This is a genomic window from Rhodococcus sp. A14 (assembly GCF_011603105.1).
In the GTDB taxonomy this organism is placed as follows: domain Bacteria; phylum Actinomycetota; class Actinomycetes; order Mycobacteriales; family Mycobacteriaceae; genus Rhodococcus_F; species Rhodococcus_F opacus.
On record NZ_JAAOQS010000038.1, the window covers coordinates 50,075 to 69,926 of the forward strand.

A 19,852-nucleotide genomic window follows, 5' to 3' on the forward strand; every position below is an offset into this window, starting at 1 on the left:
CCGCCGCACACAATCCCCGCACCGCCGTCGCTCCCCTCTCACGGCGGCGGTGCGGACCCTGCTTGGCTCAGCACAGCTCCCGAACTTTGGCGACGATACGCTCGACGGTCGGAAAACCGTTGAGCGCCTTGGAGAACGGGACGGGTGTGAACTTCGCCCCGACGCGGCCGACCGGCGCGAGCAACTCGTTGAACAAGGACTCGTGGATGCGGGCGCTGATCTCGGCCCCCGGCCCACAGAACTCGGTGGCCTCGTGCACCACGACGCACCGCCGCGTACGCTCCACCGACTCCAGCACGGTCGGGATGTCCAGCGGGACCAGACTGCGCAGGTCGATGATCTCGGCCTCGATCCCCTTCTCCGCCAGTGCTTCCGCCGCCTGGGTGCAGACTCCGACGCCGGTTCCGTAGGTGACCAGGGTGACGTCCTCGCCGGTGCGCAGCGTCGCCGCCTTACCCAACGGAATCGAGTACCGACCCTCGTCGACCGGTTCCTTGGTCGAATAGAGCAGTCCCGAATGCTGGATGAACAGGCACGGGTCCGGCGACTCCAGGCACGACTGCAACAGCCCCTTGGCATCGACCGGATTGGACGGCATGACCACATTGATCCCCGGCACGTGCATGAACCACGCCTCCAGCGACTGTGCGTGCTGCGCGCCGAAGTGGCTGCTGCCGATGACGGTGGTCACCAGGATCGGTGTGGGCGTCGCCCCGCCGGTCATGTACCGCAGTTTCGCGGCATGGTTCACCACCTGATCGAGTGCCAGGGTGATGAAGTCGAAGAACATGATCTCGGCGACCGGCCGGTAGCCGCCGAGGGCGAGGCCGACCGCGGTGCCCGCGATGGTGCCCTCGGCGATCGGCGTGGAGCGCACGCGATCTCGGCCGTACTCGCTCGACAATCCCTTACTGGTCTTGAACGGGCCGCCGATCGGGTCCTCGACGTCCTCGCCGAGGACGACGATCTTCGGGTCGGCCGCCATCGCTCTGTGGAAACCGGAGTTGATGGCCGCGGCCATCGTCATGGTCTTCTTCTCAGTCATGGTTCAGGCTCCGAACGAACTCGGGGTCGGCGAACACATCGGAGTCGATGGTCGCCGGGTCGGGAAATGGACTCGCTTCGGCATAGGTGAAGGCGTCGTCGACGTCGGCCTGTGCCCGTCGCTCGATCTCGGTGAGCGCGTCGTCGTCGAAGATCCCGCGCTCGGCCAGCCAGCGGCGGAAGTTGGGGGCCGGGTCACGCTCCATCGCCGCGGCGAGTTCGTCTTTGGGGACGTAACTGAAATCCGCGGTGCCGGTGTGGCCGGTCAGCCGGTAGTGCATGAACTCCAGGAACGTCGGACCCCCGCCGGCGCGGGCACGTTCGACCGCCTCGCGGATCGCCCGCGTCGAGGCGATCGGATCGAACCCGTCGACGCGCTGCGTCGGCATCGCATACGACGCGGCCCGTTTGGCGAGTTCGACGTCGGGCGCGTAGTCAGCGATCGCGGTGTGCTCACCCCACTGGTTGTTCTGGCAGATGAACACGATCGGCAACTTCCACAGTGCGGCGAAGTTCATCGACTCGTGATAGGTCCCGATGGACGTCGCGCCGTCACCGAAAGTGGTGACTATCGCCCGGGATTCGCCGTCGAGCTGGGTCGCCATGGCCAGGCCGACCGCCAGCGGCAGCCCCTGCCCGACGATGCCGGTGGTCGCGGTGAACCCGACGGCCTGATCCTGCAGATGCATCGGGCCGCCCTTGCCCCCGGACATCCCGGGCGCCCGACCGTAGAGCTCGGCCATGATCGAGCGCAGCGTGGCTCCTTTGGCGAGGGCATCGCCGAGGTTCCGGTAGGTCGACACCATCTTGTCGTCCGCGTCGAGCACCGCGCCCATCGCCGCGCACACTGCCTCCATACCCCGCACCGGGTAGAAGGCCGCCTGGAGCCTGCCCGCCTTGGCCTCGCGAGCCGAACGCTCGTCGGCCAGGGTCGTGACGAGCATGAGGTGATACATCTCGGCGAGCTCGTCGTCGCTGAGGCCGGCGGTTACGCCATCATCTGAGGCCATCTGCCCCTCCTGTCGGGTCGAAGACGGTGATCTACGGTTCACACCGAGACCGGCGTCTGGCTGAGTCGTTCGGTGACGGTCTGGCCGCAGATGCGGCCGAATCCGGTGGCGCTGGCCAGGGAACTTCCCGAGCCCACGTAGACCCGGCCCGAGATTCCGCCGGTACATTCACCTGCCGCGTACAACCCGGGGATCACCTGACCGGTGCGGGCCAGCACCCGCCCGGCCTCATCGATCTTGAGGCCGAAGCCGGTGTGCGCGATCGCGGTCGGGCGGACCTCGACGGCGTAGAACGGACCGGTGGCCAGCGGGTTGAGGAACTTGGCCGGCTTGGCGTAGTCGGCGTCCTCGCCGAGTGCGACGAGGTCGTTGTAGCGGTCGATCTCACCGCGGAGGTCGACGTCCGGGATTCCGATCGACGCTGCCAGCGCTTCGACCGTGTCGGCGATGTGCACGCGCTCGTGTTCGGCGAACAACTCCATGACCTCGGCGGTGTAATGCTTCGGACGGAACGCGGCATGGTTGGGCCAGACCTGCTTGTAGGCGTCGCGGTAGCGGTCGGCGAGCGCGGCAGGCGGGTTCAGGCAGGCCTCGTCGAAGATCACGTAGCCGACGTTGCCCCGGTTTCGCATCAGCGCGTCGAGGATTCCGTAAGGCGCGGTCTCGTCGGCGAATCGCCGGCCGTGCCGGTCTACCAGGATGGTCCAGCCGGGCAGGAAGGCCTCGTGGACCTTGTCGATACCGGGGTTGAGCATCCGCAGACCCCGGTCGAATCCAGTGAGCTGGACGCCGAGCTGCTCGGCGAAGTCCAGGTGATCACCCTGCGCGCCGTCGGCCCCGATGTAGAAGCTCTCACCGGGCACCCACGCCGACGGGTAGAACTCCGCGAGACGGTCCGGGTTGGCACCGAATCCGCCGCTTGCCAGCACCACGGCCGCAGCGGTCAGCGTCTCTCCGCCCGACACGACTCCGACGACGTCACCGCCCTCGACGGCCAGCGAGTCGACCCGACGCCCGAAGGCGATCTCACCGCCGCGCGCGGTGTAGGCCGCCGCCAGCGCCTTGACCAGCGCCTGTCCGCCGCCCTCGACACAGTGCCCGCGAGGGCGGCTCTCGTCACCGCCGAAGATGAGCTGCTCGTAGAAGGGCACTCCGTGGCCCTGCAACCAGTCGATCGTCTCGCCGAGGGAGTCGGCCCAGCGTCGCACCGGCCCGGCCGAGAGATCCCAGGCGTTGAGAGACATGTACTCCCGGAACAGGTTGCCCTCTGCATCGTCGATGCCGGCGGCCTGCTGCAACGTGCTCCGGCTCGCCATGACGACGCCGCCGGACAGCCGGGACGACCCGCCGACCTCGCCTTGCGATTCGACGATGAGGACCGAGGCGCCGCGCTCGATCGCGGACAATCCGGCGGACAATCCGGCCGCACCGGAGCCGATGACGATGACGTCGAAGTCGGGGGTTGTCATGGTTGAGCCTTCCCAGTTTCGTTGTGGTTCAGGGAGTTGTCGTGGTTCGCGACGTCTCGGAACGGTTCTCCGACGCGAAGGTGTGCGGTGTCGTTGAGGGACACGATTTCCCGGTGCCCGGCGCGGGACGCCATGATCCGGGTGATGCCGGTCGGGTCGGGCGAACGGACCACCTGCGCGGCCACGCCGAAAGCCCGGCGCACGATCTCGTCGATCACCTGGGGGCAGGCGCAGACGAGCACCCGCTGCCCGGGGTGATCGGCGATCACGGCGTCGATGGCGTCCGCGGTCGCGGGACTCGACCTGGGCGTCAACCCGGTCGCCGCGCCGATCGCGGCCGCGGTGTCGGCAGCCGGTGGGCCCGCGGCGTAGAGCGCATCCCATCCACCTTCCGCGCCGAGCCGCCGCGCGACGGCCGGCGCCTGGTGTCCACCTGTCGCGCCAGGCACGAATGCGCCACCACCTTCGACGTCCCGGGTCGCAGGGTCGGCATGTTGGACGAAGATCAGTTCCACGAGGCACCCGCCCTCGCCACCGGAACACTCCCGACCGGAGCTCCGGGGGCGCGTGTCGGCGGCCGGGCGTTCAGTTCGCGGACCGACCACCCCGCGTCCGCGCGGTACTCGAAACGGCTGACCGAGCCGTAGTCGGGCGCGAACAGGCGTAGCGCCGACTCGCCGAGTATCCAGGCCAAGAAGATGTTGATGACTCCGCCGTGGCACACCGCGACCACCCGCTCGCCGACGTGCTCGATCCGGATCGCCTCGAGCGCGGTCACCACCCGCTGCCGGAACTCCTCGGCGGTCGTCCCCCAGGGGCTCAGGTCTCCTTCGCGGTATCGCTGCCACACGTCGGCACCGTCTTCGTAGTGCAGATAGTCGCTGTCTCGGTCGAACTCCGCGAGGTCGGCGACCTCGCTGACCGGGACGTCGGGGCCGAGCGCATACCGGGCGCTCTCGCTCGCCCGGCGCAGATTCGAGGCGAACACCGCGTCATAGCCGTCGGCCCGCAGCAGCCCTCCGGTTTCCTGCATCTGCGCGACGCCGAGAGGACTCAGCGGCGGATCGTTCTGGAGCTCTCCGGAAGCGGCTCGGGCCGGCTCTCCGTGACGGACCATCGAGAGGATCACTGTCGACCCACCTTCCTCGGTGCGGGCACTGCCTCATGCCCAATTACTCTAACACTAGATTTTCCATGCGTAGAGTAAACCTTCGCGCCGTCCCGGTCGGTACGCGCGGACGTGGCCGCGGCCCAGCGGCTCCTGTGATTGACGTCTCAGCCACTTTCGGTTAATACTCTAGCTGTAGATTATCTTGCGATAGATGATTGCGCTATAGAGAACCTCATCCAGTCCACGCGCAACGAAAGAGGAGAATCGTGGCCCACGAGCTCACCATCCTGCAGGCGGCCCGCATGAAGGGCCGCCTGTCGCCCGAACTCGCCGCGGCATCGACCGGTCTCGACGTCGACGCGGCGAGCGCCGTCCTGGCCGAGCTGCGCGATGCCGGCCTCGTCAAGGGCGAGCCGTCCGTGCGCCTCACCCCGGAGGGCCGCGAACGTCTCGCCACCCTGGTGGCCGCGGAACGCGAGGGCATCGATCAGACCGCACTGAGCGTGCTCTACGGCGAATTCGACGACCACAACAGCGATCTCAAGCACATCATTACCGACTGGCAACTCCGTGACGGTGCACCGAACGACCACACGGACGCCACTTACGACGGTCAGATCATCGCGCGACTGGTCGCGCTCGACGACAGCTTCACCCCGCTGGTCGACCGCATGTCGGCGACCGCGCCCCGGCTGGCCACCTACCGGGCCCGCTTCGCCAACGCGATCGAGCAGATCACCGCGGGCGACAAGGGCTTCGTCGCGCGGCCCATCGCCGACAGCTACCACACCGTGTGGTTCGAACTTCACGAAGAACTGATCGGACTGCTCGGCCTCAGCCGGGCCGAAGAAGCGGCCGCCGGCCGCGCCGTCTAGGAGGGAACACACCGATGACGTTCATCTGGCTGGGAGATGCTCCCGATCTGGATCCCGCCCTCGTCGGCGGCAAGGCCCGCAGCATCAACCGGATGCGTGCCCTGGGGATGCCGGTGCCGCCGGCATTCGTCCTGTCCACCGCGTTCTGCGCGGAGGTCAGTGCCAACAACGGTCGCCTCACCGACCGCATCATGCAGCACATGAGTGATGGCATCGACCGGTTGCAGGCCGAGACCGGCCGCCGCCTCGGCTGCGACACCGCGCCGCTGCTCGTCTCGGTTCGCTCCGGCGGCGCGCAGAGCATGCCCGGCATGATGGACACCGTCCTCAACCTCGGGATGAACACCGACGTGGAGCGCCGCGTGGCGGAATACAGCGGCAGTCCCGACTTCGCTGCCGACACCCACCGACGGTTCGTCGAGCAGTTCTCCCGGGTGGTCGGGACCGAGGCCACCGGCGTGCCCTGGGACGACCTGATCCTCGCGGCGGAGGCGGTGTTCGCCTCCTGGAACTCGCCACGAGCTCGCTCCTACCGCGCGCACCACGACATCAGTCACGAGGGCGGCACCGCGGTGACCGTTCAGGCGATGGTCTTCGGCAACTACGACGAGAACTCCGGCACCGGCGTCCTGTTCAGCCGCAATCCGCTGACCGGCGATCCCGCCCCGTACGGCGAGTGGCTGCCCGGCGGCCAGGGCGAGGACGTGGTGTCCGGCCGGTTCGACGCCTTGCACCTCGAAGAACTCGAGAAGCAGTTGCCCGAGGTCCACGCCCAGCTGATGGCGGCCTCGGAAGCCTTGGAGCGACACGGTCGCGATGCCCAGGACATCGAGTTCACCGTCGAGAACGGGCGACTCTGGCTCCTGCAGACGCGCGCGGCCAAGCGCTCGCCGCAGGCGGCGGTCCGGATCGCGGTGACCCTCGCCCAGGAGGGCATCATCACGCGGCAGGAGGCGGTGGCCCTGGCCACCGATGCCCAGATCGCGGCGGCAACCGCACCCCACGTTGATCCGGTGGCGCGCCGCGACGCCACCCTGGTCGCCTCCGGACTGCCCGCGTGTCCGGGCGTGGCCAGCGGCCGTGTGGTCTCCGATTGCGAAGCGGCAGAGAAACTTTCCGATGAGGGTATCCCGGTGATCCTGGCCCGTCCCACCACCGACCCCGACGATGTGGCCGGCATGGTGGTCTCCGAGGCCATCATCACCGAGATCGGCGGAGCCACAAGCCACGCCGCGGTGGTCAGTCGAGAACTCGGCACGCCGTGCATCGTCGGGTGTGGGCAGGGCGTCCTGGACTCCCTCATCGGGAAGACCGTGACGGTCGACGGCACCAACGGCGAGATCTTCGAGGGCATCCTGCCGCTGGCCGACGTCCACGGCAAGGAACACGACGCCGTCGTGCAACTGCGTGACTGGGCGACGGAAACGCCTGTGGCGGTGGCGCGATGACCTTCGCCGCCCAGCTCGCCGCGGAGCGTCCCGACGAAGTGGCGCTCCGCGACGACGAGTGCGCGCTGAGCTGGCGCGACGTCGACGAACGGCTGCGTCCCGCCGTCAACGCCCTGATCGCCGCCGATCTCGGCGCCCGGCGACGGGTGGCGATCCTCGCAGGCAACTCCGCCGAGACCCTGCTCGGATATGCCGCCTGCACTCTGGCGGGCGCGTCGGCCGTCGCGGTCAACTCGCATCTGACGGCGGCCGAGACCGCGTACATCCTGGAGGATTCCGGGGCACGGGCGGTGCTGTGTGACCGCGGGACCGCGCCGGTCGCCGCCGAGGCCGCACGACTCGCCGGCATCACCACGGTCGCCGCCTGGGGCCGATCCGCCGAACCGCTGCCCGCCGGCGTCGCCGCATGGCGGGACTGGGCCCGTGATCCCGCCGAGCCGCCGACCGATCTGACACCCCGCCGGACGCTGGTGTACACCTCCGGCACCACCGGACGGCCGAAGGGCGTCGAGTTGCCGTTCACCTCATGGGTGGGTGGCGCCGACATCACCCGGCATCTGGCCGGCCTGGCGCAGAACCGGATGGTGGATTTCGGCAGGCACCTGGTGGTCGGCCCGATGTATCACTCGGGTCCGCTCACCGGGACCCGACTTCTGGCCGGGGGTGCGCCGGTCACAGTGATCGGCAAGTTCGGGGCGGAGGCAGTGCTCGCGGCCATCGAACGGGACCGGATCGGCTCCACGATCATGGTTCCGACCCATTTCCAGCGACTGCTGGCGCTACCCGAGGAGCGCCTCCGCACCGCCGATCTGAGCTCGCTGCGCTACGTCCTGCAGGTCGGCGCGAAGTGCCCGGTACCGGTGAAACATGCCATGATCGACTGGCTCGGCGATCGCGTCTGGGAGAGCTACGGCGCCAGTGAGGTCGGTACGACCTGCATGATCAGCTCGTCGGAGTGGCTGGAGCGTCCCGGATCGGTCGGTCGCGCGGTACCTCCTTTCGAGGCCTACATCCTCGGCGACGACGGGCAGCCGGCGCCACCGGACACCGAAGGCCCACTGTGGTTCCGCGACACCAGCGGCCACGGGATCAACTACATCAGCGGCGCCGGCAGTGGCCAGGAGTTCACCCTCGGCGAGATCGGGAGGATGGACAGCGACGGATACGTCTGGATCACCGACCGTCTGTCGGACATGGTCGTCTCGGGCGGCGTCAACATCTATCCCGCCGAAGTCGAACAGGCTCTGGCCCAACATCCGTCGGTCGCCGACGTCGCATGCTTCGGGTTGCCACACGACGAGATGGGCGAGAGCCTCGCCGCGCTCATCGTTCCTGCCGATCCGTCATCTCCGCCGGATCGCTCCGAGCTCGAGCAGTTCGCGCGGAGCCGACTGGCCGGCTACAAGATCCCCCGGCAGGTCTACCTGACCGAATCGCTGCCGCGCACCGCGGTGGGGAAGCTGGACAAGAAGGCGATGCGCCGCCTGCCCGGGAGTGGTTCCGGCGAGATCCGCTCGCTCGGCGACCATCTCGGCGCCGCTCGGTGAGTCGGCCCTCCGGCCGGAAACTCGATGAGTAGACTAATGAGAATGGCGGGTAAGCGAGTGACAAGCACAGAGGTCACACCGGATACGATGACCGACCCGGTGGATTGGGCTCGGCACTACTGGGAGCAGCAGAAGCTCGACGGTGACGAACAGCGGTTCCTCACCCTCACCTCGCTGCTCCGGTATCAGCGCCTGGTGGCCGACGAGGTGGACTCGGAGCTCAAGAAGCACGGGCTCAACATGACCGACTACCTGTTGCTCATGACGCTGCAGCTCTCCGAGCACGGGACCCGGCTGATATCCAGCCTCGCCCGCAACCTGATGGTGCATGCGACGACCGCGACGCTGGCCACCGATCGGCTCGAGCAGCGCGAGCTCCTCGCGCGCAGTCCGCACCCCACCGATCGCCGGGCCACCTGCGTGACGATCACCCAGAAGGGACGCGAGGCCATCGACACCGCGACCCGCGCTCTGACGGCCATCGACTTCGGAATGCGTGGTAGCAGCCCGACTGATGTGACCCAGCTGCACGACGCGCTGACCGCCATGCGGCAGAGCGCCGGGGACGCCTGATCCTCACCCTGCGTGTATCACGGTCATCTCCCGAAATGACGCCACACTGAAGGCTTGGGTATTCAACGGCGCAGGAAGGCCTCTGGAACTGCAGGATGTCCCCGACCCAGTGGCCCAGCTCGGCTAAGTAGTCATCGACGTCAAGGCCAGCGGTCTGTGCCACTCTGATGTCTCCGCCTTGGACGATCCGAACTGGTCGACACGGTCGAACGCACCAACGTGTGCGCGATCGTCGCACTGTTCTGCGCCCTGACGGGCTTGTTCATTCCAGCCTTGGTGTTCGGCGCGATCGGCTACCTCGAGACCGGCGGACGCGAACATGAAACCGGATCCGGTCTCGCCGTTGCCGCTCTGATCCTTGGTGCCATCGAACTCACCGCCGTCGTGGTGGCCGCCGTTGTAGTTCTTGTTTCCCTGCACTGAACCGAATGCCCGGCTGGTCAACGACGTACGTCGACGAGTGTCTGAGCGTTCCCCGTAGCGCCAGGGAAGCGTCACCGCCTCTCACGGGACAGCCATCGCACTGGTGCAGCCCACAAGGCGAATCAGACCCATCTCGGCTGTCGCGACGACCCTGCGAGTCGGCCACACCGACGACTGCAGTACGAACCGGAGACGTCACCACCACTGCGCAACGGCCTGTTCCAGGCTTTCCTCGTGGGCGCTCGGCGCCTCGGCGCATGCCCGGCCTCGCGGTGTGGGCCGGTGGTTATCGTCCTTCGACCAGTTTGCCGTCGACACGCCGCGAGACCAACGGCTCGGCGCCGAGTCTGCGGTCGATGTGGATGAGGGTGACCTGTGTGATCGCCGCTGCGAGCGAGCTTTCGAACGCCGCGCGGGCGTGGGCTGCGCACCGGCTCACCGAACCCGTCTCATAGAGCCGTGCGATCGCCGCGGGCGGTGTGAACCTGCCGCCCATCCGGTCCTGCCCGCTGATCCCACGGAGCCGGCCCTCCCACCACCGACGCACCGCCTGCTCATGGGCGATCGACGCCGGTACTTCGACGTCGACGATGCGCACGTCGGTGTAGTCGTGCTCACTGAGCTGGGCCATGAGGATGCCCCCGAGCGGACCCCATTGCAGGGTGCCTTCGATGACGACGTTCTCGCGTCGTTGCAGGCACACCTCGCGGACGTCGTCGATGACTTCGGTGGATTCGGCGTGGACCAGGGCCGCGAGTTCCCGGGGGGGCTATGGGGTGCGCATCGGCGAGCGTCGTCGACAGCAGATCCGCGTAGTGACCGTCCGCGATGGCGCGGCGCAGGAGTTCGTCCTTGACGATGTCCGCGTCCAGATATCGGTAGCTGGTATCGACCAGGTGACGCTCACGCAGCGCCGTCGACTTGCCTGCCCCCGGTGGCCCCGCAGAAATTATCGCGGCGCAGTGCCCGTCGCGATCGGGCTCCGCGAGGTCGAGGTACCACTCGATGACCTCCTGCAGCGTCCGGTCTCGCCGGCGATCATTCGCGTACAGGTCGAGGGTGCTCCGGCCACTGTCAGGGTGCAGCGGCTGCCCGTGTTGACCCAGGTGGACCAATTGCTGAGAAACTGCCTCGCGCAGTGGTTCTCCGGCCACGCTCACCGCCGGGCCGCAGCGCGCTGCGCCTGCCGTGCGGTGCGGGTGCTGTCGAACAGGATGTCCCACTCGTCGTCGGCGAGCAAACCCCGCCGATACGCCCGCCGCACCTCATCCCAGCTGCCCTTGGCGTACGCGTCCACCGACTGGTCGCCTTCGGTGGGTACATAGCCGTAGGTGTAGTTCCAGTGCACCAGCGTGTCCATCATCTCGTCGTCGGTGATCACCCCGGCCGAGCGCTGGTAAATCACCTCCTGCGGGGTTCGCTCGAGTTCGCCGGGCTGCTGCAGGACCCGTTGTGCGAGCCGGTGGACCTGCGTTGCCGAGATTTCCAGGAGATCAGCGATCTGGCGCAGCGTGAAACCCTCGTTCTGCGCCTTGTCGATCAGCCGCAGTCGGTCCAGCCGCAGGAGGTGTTCTCGCGCGGAATTGGCAGCGAGAGCACTTCTGGTATCGGTGACGGTCATACCCACCCCTTCCCGAACTCTTGTCCCAAATTGTAACACCAATGTGGAAAATCTGACCTGCTGGTGATCGGAGCGGTACCCGCCCGGTCCGATTCGGACCGCACCGGCTCGCCACACGGTTTCGCACGTCGGTGGCGGGTAGCCCGGACGCCCGGGACGCGTCCGCGATGCGGCACGCACGCCACCGTGCGCACGCGATTGCGCCTCAAGGTCCCGCAGCGGGACGGCCTGCCACCCGCGCCGGGAATCGCCGACATCTCGCCGGCCACTCACGTGCCCGCCCGAACTCGGCGTCGATCACCATTCACCCCCGCGGCAATCCGAGGTCCGATGCCCGAGCTGCCGAAGATAGTGCAATGGTGTGGATCACATTTTCGGAACTTCGATGCTGCCGCTCACCAAGATCAGAAATGCGCCGCTCGTCGTCACGTGCGGGTTGTCCGTGTAGCGCCCCTGCCAGCTGATCATCATCGTTGGCGGGGGCTGCGCTTGGCTGCGCCACAACATCTCTCGCACCCACACCCCCTACCCGCGCCTCTTCGCGCCGCCACCGTTTCCGGCACCGCACCTCACCGTCGCCCCGTCGCGGCTCTGCTCATATCGTGTGCCATGCACTGCCGTGCGGCACGCGTCGCCGCCCGGGAACGAGCGGCACAAGATCCCGGGCGAACTCCTGTGGCGCGCCCGCGCCGAGGCCCCGGATGCCCGTCCCGGCACCCACGGCGGCACCGCCTACGAGATCGCCGCCCGGTGCGCGGCCGGCGAGATCGATCCGGCGACGAACTCGGCGTCCGCCCCGACATGGCACCTCCGCCCCAAGTCTGCCTCGAGCAATGATCAGGCCCGCTGTCTGCCGCGGTCGTCGCATTTCCCGGCCTCAGCAGCGGCACCGAAGAAGGTGGTGTACCAGATTCGGCTGACTACCTCTGCCGCCTGCTCGACGGGCATCGGCGACTCCTGCATCGCGTCTTGCGCGTACCAGACGTAGGCCGACTGCTCCACCATGCATGCCATCGCTTCGACCATGACCGCGGTGGGCAGGCCGTTGAGCTCCTCGATGCCGCACTTCGTCTTCAGGACGGTGGTGAAGCGCGCGATGTGCCGGTTACGCATCTGCCACCAAAACTCCCGGAACCGGACTTCGACGCTCGCCGCTTCCACCAGGGTCCGCATCACATCGCGGTAGTTGTAGTAGTGGGTCAGGTAGCCGGTATTCGACTCGAGCAGTGCCTCGTACGGCTCCTCCTCGAGGCGATGTTTCGTCGTTCCGCTCGCGCGGAACAGGTCGTCGTGGGTGTCGGCGATCAGCGCGGCGAAGAGGTCTTCCTTGTCCTTGAAGTACCGGTAGAGCCCTCCGAGTGACATACCGGCCTCCGTTGCCACTCCACTCATCGTGGTTCCGACGTAGCCGTCACGTGCAAAGACTGATCGGGCTGCATCCAGGAGCCGGGCCCGGGTGAGCTTTCCCTTGGTGGTGTTCGGTACGTGGGGCATGCCCCTCCTTCTCGTTGCAGGCATCGTATCGACTGATCGGGACGTTGATCCCGAGTTTACACAAAAGCGACGTCACTCTCTTGACTGGGGTACCCGGATGCCACAGACTCGTTACAACGACGCCGCGATCTTCCCGCGTTGCGCTTCCATCATCCGGCTTTTCACCGAAACGGAGTCGCCGTGAATTCCCGAGTAGCCACCTTCAACGCCGAGGCGCTCGACGTAACTCCAGCCCTCGAGTCCAGGAGTCCGCTCCCGTCTCCCCTCGACCGATTCCGCGACCATCTCGCGCTGGATCCCCACACCGTCGCGGTCCGCGACGACCGGGACAACGCACTGTCCAGGCAGGAACTATGGGACCTCGCCTCCGAGATCCAAGGCGAAATGGCCTCTCGCGGACTCACCGCCGGCGACGTCGTGGTCGTCTGCATGCCGAACTGGACCGAGTGGATGGCGGCCTATCTGGCCGTCGTGCGCGGCGGCCTGGTCCCCGCGACGTTGCCGATCACCACGGATCCGAGGTCGATCGCGTACACGGCGAACCTGGTGGGCGCCAAGGCTGTCGTCCTCCCCCGGGCACATCGGGGGCGCGACTTCACGACCGAATCCACCACACTTGCAGAGGAACTGGGGCACCTCGTCCATGTCCTTCTCGTCGACGGCGACCACAAAACGCGGGCATGGCGCACATTCGACGGTCCGCCGGTGGTGGTCCCGGAGTACCCGCAGGGGATGGCGCACATCCTGTTTTCCTCGAGCACGACGGGCAAGTCGAAGGCGATCGCGCATTCCGAGACAAGCCTGGGCGCCTACAACGAGGGCGTCATCAGCCGTTACCGGGTCACCGGCGAGCGGCCCGTCTTCATGCCGTCGCCTCTCGGTCACAGCACCGGTTTCTGGCACGGCGCGCGGATGTCGATGATGACCGGTGCAACGCTCGTCCTCCAGGACTCGTGGAACCCGCACCGAGCACTCGAACTCGTGGACCGGCACCGCTGCGCCATCACCGTCGCTGCGACCCCGTTCCTGAAAGATCTCGTTGACGCCGAATGGCACTCGGACACACCGAAACTGAATGGAATGCGGGTGTTCCTCTGCGGAGGCGCCCCCATTCCCCCCAGCCTGATCGAGCAGGCCCAGAATCAGATGCCCGGAACCCGGATCGGGTCGATCTGGGCGCTGAGCGAGGGCGGAGCCACCTCCAGCCTCCCCGATGACGCGCCTGACGTCGTCGCCCGGAGCTGCGGGCGCGTGATGCCCGGGGTGGTTCTCGAGACGATCACCAAACAGGGCACCATCGCACCGCGCGGCACCGACGGCGAGATCGTCATGCGCACCCCGTCGCTGTTCCTCGGCTACATCGGACAGGAGGATCTGTATCGCAGCTCCTTCACCGCCGACGGCTACTTCCGCACCGGAGACACCGGGATCGTCGACGAGGACGGGTACCTCCGACTGACCGGACGGCTCAAGGACCTGATCATCCGCGGCGGAATAAATATCTCGCCGGTCGAGATCGAGAACGCCCTGTCGGGGCACCCACAAGTCGTCAAGGTTGCGGCCGTCGGACGCCCCGACGACCGCCTGGGCGAACGGATCTGCGCCGTCCTCCAGATCAACGGCACTGCCCCCACGTTCGAGGAGATCCTCTCCTGGCTCCACGGCCGCGGTGTACCCCGGCGGCTGTGGCCCGAATCGATCCACATCGTCTCCGGAATGCCGGAAACCCCCGCCGGAAAGATCCGCAAGAACATTCTCAGAGAACTGATTTCGGAGGAGAAGGAATGACAAGCGGCATCGACGACACCATCACCACCCACACCGTCTCACTGCGCGACATCGACGTCACCTACACCCGCGCCGGCCACGGACCCGCCGTCGTCCTGGTGCACGGACTCGCCGAGGACCACCAGAGCTGGCACACCGTGCAGGAAGCGGGCCTGGAGGCCACCACCTACGCCTACGACCTGCGCGGGCACGGAAACGCCACCGCCGGGTCACCGGAGGGCACCCTCGCCCAGCTTCGCGACGACCTGCTGACCTTCCTCGAAGAGGTCACCGGGCCCGCGATCTGCGTCGGATTCTCCCTCGGAGGCACCGTCGTCCTCGCTGCCGCCGCCGAGCGCCCCGATCTGGTGACGAAGGTCGTCGCACTCGGTACCTCGAGCGTCGTCGGCCGCGGCGCCGCCGGCTTCTACGCGGGCCGCATCGCACTGTTCCGCGGCACAGACACTGCCGCCCAGCAGGAGGCACTGTACGCGGATACTGCTGCCGCCCTGCATAATCCGGAGTCGGACGTCGATGCCGTCACCCGCTTCCGGCTCGCCGCGGTCGGCGACGCGAAGGGCTACATCAACGCCTCCACCGCGATGGCCGCCCTGGTCGACGCCCCTCTCACACCGGAGTTGTCGAAGATCGGTCCCGGGGTCGAGGTGGTCATCATCGGCGCCGACCACGACACCTTCTGCCCGAAGAAGGCCGCCGACATCATCCTCGGAGCCGTCGAGCACGCCACCTACGCGGAAATCTCGGGCGCCGGCCACCTGATGCTGGTCGACCAGCCCGAGCAGTCGATCGCACTGCTGCAACGGACGCTCGACCTCTGAACCCCGAACGCGCCTACCACCACTCGAAAGGCCCACAGATGCAAGAACGTCCGACCGCCCTCGTCACCGCCGCCGCCGGTGCCGGTATCGGCGCCGCCATCGCCACCCGTCTCGCCTCCGACGGTTTCGACGTAATCGTCACCGACGTCCACGAACGCCGGTGCCAGGAGCTCGCCGCCAAGCTATCCGCCGACTTCGGCCGCGAGTTCACCCACCATGCCCTCGACGTCACCGACGAAGCCCAGGTCGAAGCTGTCGTGGGCGAGATCGCCGCAACCAAGGGCCGCCTCGACGTCCTGGTCAACAACGCCGGGTGGAGCAAGATCGAGCCGGTCGCGGAGATGTCCTCTGATACCTGGCGGCGCTGCCTCGATGTCGATCTCAACGGCACCTTCTACACCATGCGTCATGCGCTGCCGTTGATGCAGAAGAACAAGTCCGGAGTGATCGTCAACATCAGTTCCATCGCCGCCTACGAGACCAGCACCGAGCACGGTGCCGCCTACTCGGCGGCCAAGGCCGGCGTTCTCGCGCTCACCCGCGTCGCGGCCGCCGAGAACGGCCGGCACGGCGTCCGGGTCAACGCGATCACGCCCGGACTGATCTACAACGACTTCCTGCGCAAGATCTACCCGGACGACTTCTTCTCCGGATACGCCGAGAGCCGTTCTCTCGTGGGACGAGTCGGCCGACCCGAGGATGTCGCCGGCCTGGTGTCTTTTCTGGTCGGACCGGACTCCGGGTATGTCACCGGCGAGGTCTACGGCATCAGCGGAGGCGTGCATCCCCATGGCTGACAATCCTCTGCATCGCCCGATCCGTGAGCTCACCCACGCCTACGCACGCGGCGACCTCAACCCTGTCGACGTCACCGAGGACCTGATCGAGCGCATCGACCGGTTGAACCCGCAGGTGCACGCCTACGTGACCGCACTGCCCGAACTTGCCCGCGCCCAGGCCGCGGACGCTGCCGAACGCTACCGGCGTGGGGACCGCGCACCACTGCTCGGCGTGCCGGTCTCCATCAAGGACGCGTTCCACCTCGCGGACACCGAGACCACGCTCGGTTCGCTCACCCAGCGCGGCCGGATCGCCCGCTCCGATTCCGGGGTCGTCGCCCGACTACGCGCCGCGGGGGCGGTCATGCCCGGCAAGACGAACGTGCCCGAGTTCTGCCAGTCCGCCACCAGCGACAACCTCCTCGGCCCCGACACCGGCAACCCGTGGGACATCGCACGCACACCCGGTGGGTCGAGCGGGGGTGCCGCCGCGTCCGTGGGTGCCGGCCTGGCCACCATCGCGCTCGGCTCGGACGGCGGCGGCTCCATCCGCATCCCGGCGGCGTTCTGCGGACTCGTCGGATTCAAACCGAGCACAGGTATCTGCCCTGATGAGCGCGGCTTCCGCGCCATGACCGACTTCGTCACCGCCGGTCCGCTGGCCTGGACGGTGGACGACGCCCGCATCATGGGCGAGGTCCTCGCCGAACAGACCCTCGTCCGCAGAACCTCGCCGAAACTGCGGATCGCCTACTGCGCCCGCCCCGAAGGGCGCCCCGTCCATCCCGCCGTCGCGGATACGCTGGCCGCCGTGGCGGCGACACTGTCGGACCTCGGTCACGAGGTCGTCGAGTGCACGGTGCCCGTCGACGGCTGGAACGAGATCTTCGGTCCGCTCGTGCTCGACGACGAGTTGCGTGAACGCGGGCACCTGTTGGAGCGACCGGAGCTCCTCACCCCGTACGAGCGGTCCACGCTGCGCGCCGCCACGAAGCTGCGGAGCGCGGACGTAGCCAGTGCGAGGGGGTCTCTGACCGACTTCCGGCTGCGGATCGACGGGTTCCTGCACCGCTTCGACGCGGTGCTCACGCCCACCGTGGCGACCGTCGCCTTCCCCCACGGCGAGCGGCCGAAGAGTATCGACGGTGTCGACGTGGATTGGCTGTGGGGTGCGTTCCCGTTTACCTCGCCGTTCAACGTTGCCGGTACTCCGGCGATCACGTTGCCCGCCGGCACCTCCGATGGCCTGCCGATCGGCGCCCAACTCGTCACCGCCCGGGGACGCGACGCGGACCTGCTCAACCTGGCCGAGTCGCTCGAGGCCGCGCTGGACTTCGATTACACCCCGCTGCGCGACCGCTGGGCCGACCAGCCGACAGCCCCACAGCCGGTACCGGTCCCATGACCGGCGGGCCGCTCGCGCACCACGCGCACGATGATGTCCTCGAGCTCGTACTCGACCGGACGAGTCGTCGAAATGCTCTGTCCCGGGACTTGCTCCGCGAACTTCGGCACGCATTCACCAACCTTCCGGAGGGCATCCGCGCGGTCGTGCTCACCAGCACCGGACCGGTGTTCTCCGCCGGCGCCGATTTCGCGGACCTGACCGGCACCTCTGCCGATCTCGCGTACGACCTGGACCTGGACAATGCGTGCACGGCCATCCGCGACTGCCCGGTGCCGGTCATCGCCGCCGTCGACGGGCCCTGCGTCGGCGCGGGCGTCGAGCTGACCACCTCGTGTGACGCACGGTTCGCCGGCCCGAACACCTGGTTCCGAGTGCCGGCGGTCGAACTCGGTCTGCTCTACAACCCGACGTCGATCCGGCGGCTCCACGCGACCCTGCCCCGCTCCACCGTCACCCGCCTGCTGGTGTTCGCGGAACGGTTCGATGCCGAGGACGCCGTCCGCAGCGGGCTCGCGACCCACCGCACCGACGGCGACCCCCGCGAGCACGCCCTCGCCCTCGCCCACACCCTCGCCCAGGCACCACACGAGGCTCTCGCCGCCACGCGCGCACTGCTCCGCCATCTCGATGACGGGCATTTCGACGAAGCCGAGTGGCAGAGCACCCGAACCCATCTACTCGACAGTCCCGCCCGACACGACGCCGTGGCCGCTGCCTCCGCGCGGCACGGCGTCACCCGCCCCTGAACGACTTCGATCAAGGACACCCATGACGAACACAACGCTCGCCCCCGACCCCTACGATTTCCTCGCCCTCGAACAGCTTCTCAGCGACGAGGAGCGGATGGTGGCGCACACCGTCCGGCAACTGGTCGTCGAGAAGATCAAGCCGAATGTCGGAGAGTGGTTCGAGAACTGCGAGTTCCCGCGTGAGCTCGCCACTGAATTCGGCAAGCTCGGCATGCTCGGCATGCACCTGTCCGGCTACGGCTGCGCCGGTATGAGCGCCGTCGCATACGGATCCGCATGCCTGGAACTCGAAGCCGGCGACAGCGGCGCCCGCAGCTTCGTCTCGGTTCAAGGGTCTCTGGCGATGTTCCCGATCTGGAGGTTCGGATCGGAGGAGCAGAAGCAGGAATGGCTGCCGCGGATGGCCGCCGGGGAGGCCATCGGCTGCTTCGGCCTGACCGAACCCGACTCCGGTAGCGATCCGTCGAGCATGCGCACCACCGCACGCCGTGACGGTGACGACTGGGTGCTGGGCGGCACGAAGATGTGGATCACCAACGGCAGCATCGCCGACGTCGCCGTCATCTGGGCGCAGACCGAGGACGGCATCCGCGGATTCGTCGTCGACACCAAGACTCCCGGCTACCAGGCCCGCACACTCGACCGCAAGATGTCGCTGCGCGCGTCGATCACCGCGGAGATCGTCCTCGACAATATGCGTCTGCCCGGCACCGCAGTGCTGCCCGGCGTGACCGGAATCAAGGGCCCGCTGTCCTGCCTGAACGAAGCACGCTTCGGCATCCTGTTCGGTGCGGTCGGTGCCGCCCGCGACTGCTACGAGACCGCCCTCGAGTACACGTTGAACCGGACCCAGTTCGGCAAACCCCTGGCCGGGTTCCAATTCACCCAGGGCAAGCTCGCCGACATGCTGATCCGCATCAACCGCGCACACCTGCTGGCGCTGCACCTCGGCAAGCTGAAGGACGCCGGCACGCTGGCTCCCGCACAGATCAGCTTCGGCAAGAAGGACAACGTCGCCCAGGCCCTGCACGTGGCCCGCGAGGCTCGCGGAATGCTCGGCGCCAGTGGAATCACGTTGGAATACCCCGTCATCCGGCACATGAACAACCTCGAATCGGTGTACACCTACGAGGGCACCAACGAGGTGCACACACTGGTCCTCGGCCAGGCCGTCACCAACATCGGAGCCTTCCGGTGAGCGCCGTCGCCGCCCTGAAGGGCCACGACCTCGGCCGTCGGGTCGTCTCGTACGACGAATCGGACGCGATCCTGTACGCACTGTGCGTCGGCGCCGGGCCCGACGAACTGTCCCTCGTCTACGAGCGGGACCTGCACGTCCTGCCCACCTTCGCGCTCGGTCTCGGGCTGTGGGCGGTGGAAGACGCGGGTGCCCTCGGCGCCTACGACCGCCTGAAGTCACTGCACGCGGCCCAGCACCTGACCGTCCACGAACCCCTCCCCCGAGCGGGGAAGCTCGAGATGCACGCGCGCGTCGCGCAAGTGTGGGACAAGGGCTCCGCCGCCACGATCGACATCGTCGTCGAGTGCGAACAGGTGACCGCGACGTACTCGATCCACCTGCCGGGTTCGGGAGGGTGGGGTGGTGAACGGGCGCCGTCGCCGGCCCGGGTCGACCTCGACGCTGCGAGCTTCCAGGAACCGTTCTACGTCGAGCCCACTCTCCCCGCCCTGTAC

General features: G+C 67.7%; 18 protein-coding genes and 2 pseudogenes. 12 read left to right on the plus strand and 8 right to left on the minus strand.

Features of this window, described 5'->3' with window-relative positions; all coding sequences use genetic code 11:
• Positions 1-67: 67 nt before the first annotated feature.
• The 5 genes from G9373_RS20840 to G9373_RS20860 are packed head-to-tail and all read right to left on the minus strand — an operon-like array spanning position 68 to position 4,652.
• Positions 68-1,045, minus strand: a complete 978-nt coding sequence (locus G9373_RS20840) for an alpha-ketoacid dehydrogenase subunit beta (protein ID WP_206032425.1) — start codon at positions 1,043-1,045, stop codon at positions 68-70.
• A complete protein-coding gene (locus G9373_RS20845) occupies positions 1,038-2,054 on the minus strand; it encodes a thiamine pyrophosphate-dependent dehydrogenase E1 component subunit alpha (protein ID WP_167116623.1) in 1,017 nt (338 codons plus the stop codon). Before G9373_RS20845 ends, G9373_RS20840 begins: the two co-directional genes overlap by 8 nt.
• A 38-nt stretch (positions 2,055-2,092) precedes the next feature.
• Positions 2,093-3,523 (minus strand): FAD-dependent oxidoreductase, encoded by a 1,431-nt coding sequence (locus G9373_RS20850; RefSeq protein ID WP_167116626.1) that lies wholly within the window; start codon positions 3,521-3,523, stop codon positions 2,093-2,095.
• The gene (locus G9373_RS20855) at positions 3,520-3,972 is read right to left on the minus strand and encodes a hypothetical protein (protein ID WP_167116629.1); all 453 of its coding nucleotides are present in this window, start codon (positions 3,970-3,972) and stop codon (positions 3,520-3,522) included. The genes G9373_RS20850 and G9373_RS20855 overlap by 4 nt, the downstream gene beginning before the upstream one ends.
• Positions 3,973-4,028: 56 nt before the next feature.
• The gene (locus G9373_RS20860) at positions 4,029-4,652 is read right to left on the minus strand and encodes a histidine phosphatase family protein (protein ID WP_167116632.1); all 624 of its coding nucleotides are present in this window, start codon (positions 4,650-4,652) and stop codon (positions 4,029-4,031) included.
• A 248-nt stretch (positions 4,653-4,900) separates the two neighbouring features.
• On the opposite strand from G9373_RS20860, the gene G9373_RS20865 reads away from it, so the two are divergent.
• The 5 genes from G9373_RS20865 (at position 4,901) to G9373_RS20885 (ending at position 9,500) form a co-directional block, all read left to right on the plus strand.
• A complete protein-coding gene (locus G9373_RS20865; protein ID WP_265147728.1) occupies positions 4,901-5,509 on the plus strand; it encodes a hypothetical protein in 609 nt (202 codons plus the stop codon).
• A gap of 14 nt (positions 5,510-5,523) precedes the next feature.
• Entirely contained in the window at positions 5,524-6,957 is a 1,434-nt protein-coding gene (locus G9373_RS20870) for a pyruvate, phosphate dikinase (protein ID WP_167116635.1), read from the plus strand.
• The gene (locus G9373_RS20875) at positions 6,954-8,504 is read left to right on the plus strand and encodes an AMP-binding protein (protein ID WP_167116638.1); all 1,551 of its coding nucleotides are present in this window, start codon (positions 6,954-6,956) and stop codon (positions 8,502-8,504) included. Before G9373_RS20870 ends, G9373_RS20875 begins: the two co-directional genes overlap by 4 nt.
• Before the next feature lie 87 nt (positions 8,505-8,591).
• Positions 8,592-9,077, plus strand: a complete 486-nt coding sequence (locus G9373_RS20880; RefSeq protein ID WP_240960644.1) for a MarR family transcriptional regulator — start codon at positions 8,592-8,594, stop codon at positions 9,075-9,077.
• Positions 9,078-9,296: 219 nt separating this feature from the next.
• A complete protein-coding gene (locus G9373_RS20885; protein ID WP_240960653.1) occupies positions 9,297-9,500 on the plus strand; it encodes a hypothetical protein in 204 nt (67 codons plus the stop codon).
• A gap of 286 nt (positions 9,501-9,786) precedes the next feature.
• Here the strand turns inward: G9373_RS20885 and G9373_RS20890 are convergent.
• The 3 genes and pseudogenes from G9373_RS20890 to G9373_RS20900 form a co-directional block, all read right to left on the minus strand.
• Positions 9,787-10,251: pseudogene (locus G9373_RS20890) on the minus strand (zeta toxin family protein); the annotation flags it as partial.
• Between the two features lie 405 nt (positions 10,252-10,656).
• Entirely contained in the window at positions 10,657-11,121 is a 465-nt protein-coding gene (locus tag G9373_RS46590) for a winged helix-turn-helix domain-containing protein (RefSeq protein WP_240960645.1), read from the minus strand.
• Positions 11,122-11,958: 837 nt separating this feature from the next.
• Positions 11,959-12,615 carry a TetR/AcrR family transcriptional regulator gene (locus G9373_RS20900; RefSeq protein ID WP_167116641.1) on the minus strand — a complete coding sequence of 219 codons (657 nt, stop codon included), beginning with the start codon at positions 12,613-12,615 and terminating at the stop codon, positions 11,959-11,961.
• A gap of 180 nt (positions 12,616-12,795) precedes the next feature.
• Here G9373_RS20900 and G9373_RS20905 point away from each other — a divergent pair, with 180 nt between their 5' ends.
• From G9373_RS20905 to G9373_RS20935, 7 genes and pseudogenes are all read left to right on the plus strand, one after another.
• Positions 12,796-14,403 carry an AMP-binding protein gene (locus tag G9373_RS20905; RefSeq protein ID WP_167116644.1) on the plus strand — a complete coding sequence of 536 codons (1,608 nt, stop codon included), beginning with the start codon at positions 12,796-12,798 and terminating at the stop codon, positions 14,401-14,403.
• A complete protein-coding gene (locus G9373_RS20910; RefSeq protein WP_167116648.1) occupies positions 14,400-15,221 on the plus strand; it encodes an alpha/beta hydrolase in 822 nt (273 codons plus the stop codon). The genes G9373_RS20905 and G9373_RS20910 overlap by 4 nt, the downstream gene beginning before the upstream one ends.
• A gap of 38 nt (positions 15,222-15,259) precedes the next feature.
• Positions 15,260-16,018, plus strand: a complete 759-nt coding sequence (locus G9373_RS20915; protein WP_167116651.1) for an SDR family NAD(P)-dependent oxidoreductase — start codon at positions 15,260-15,262, stop codon at positions 16,016-16,018.
• Positions 16,011-17,405: an amidase gene (locus G9373_RS20920; protein WP_167116654.1), complete on the plus strand. Its 1,395-nt coding sequence runs from the start codon at positions 16,011-16,013 to the stop codon at positions 17,403-17,405. Before G9373_RS20915 ends, G9373_RS20920 begins: the two co-directional genes overlap by 8 nt.
• Positions 17,402-18,154 (plus strand): enoyl-CoA hydratase/isomerase family protein, encoded by a 753-nt coding sequence (locus G9373_RS20925; RefSeq protein ID WP_167116657.1) that lies wholly within the window; start codon positions 17,402-17,404, stop codon positions 18,152-18,154. The genes G9373_RS20920 and G9373_RS20925 overlap by 4 nt, the downstream gene beginning before the upstream one ends.
• A gap of 22 nt (positions 18,155-18,176) precedes the next feature.
• Positions 18,177-19,355: an acyl-CoA dehydrogenase family protein gene (locus G9373_RS20930; protein ID WP_167116660.1), complete on the plus strand. Its 1,179-nt coding sequence runs from the start codon at positions 18,177-18,179 to the stop codon at positions 19,353-19,355.
• Positions 19,352-19,852: pseudogene (locus tag G9373_RS20935) on the plus strand (MaoC family dehydratase N-terminal domain-containing protein); the annotation flags it as partial. The gene G9373_RS20930 and the pseudogene G9373_RS20935, both read left to right, overlap by 4 nt.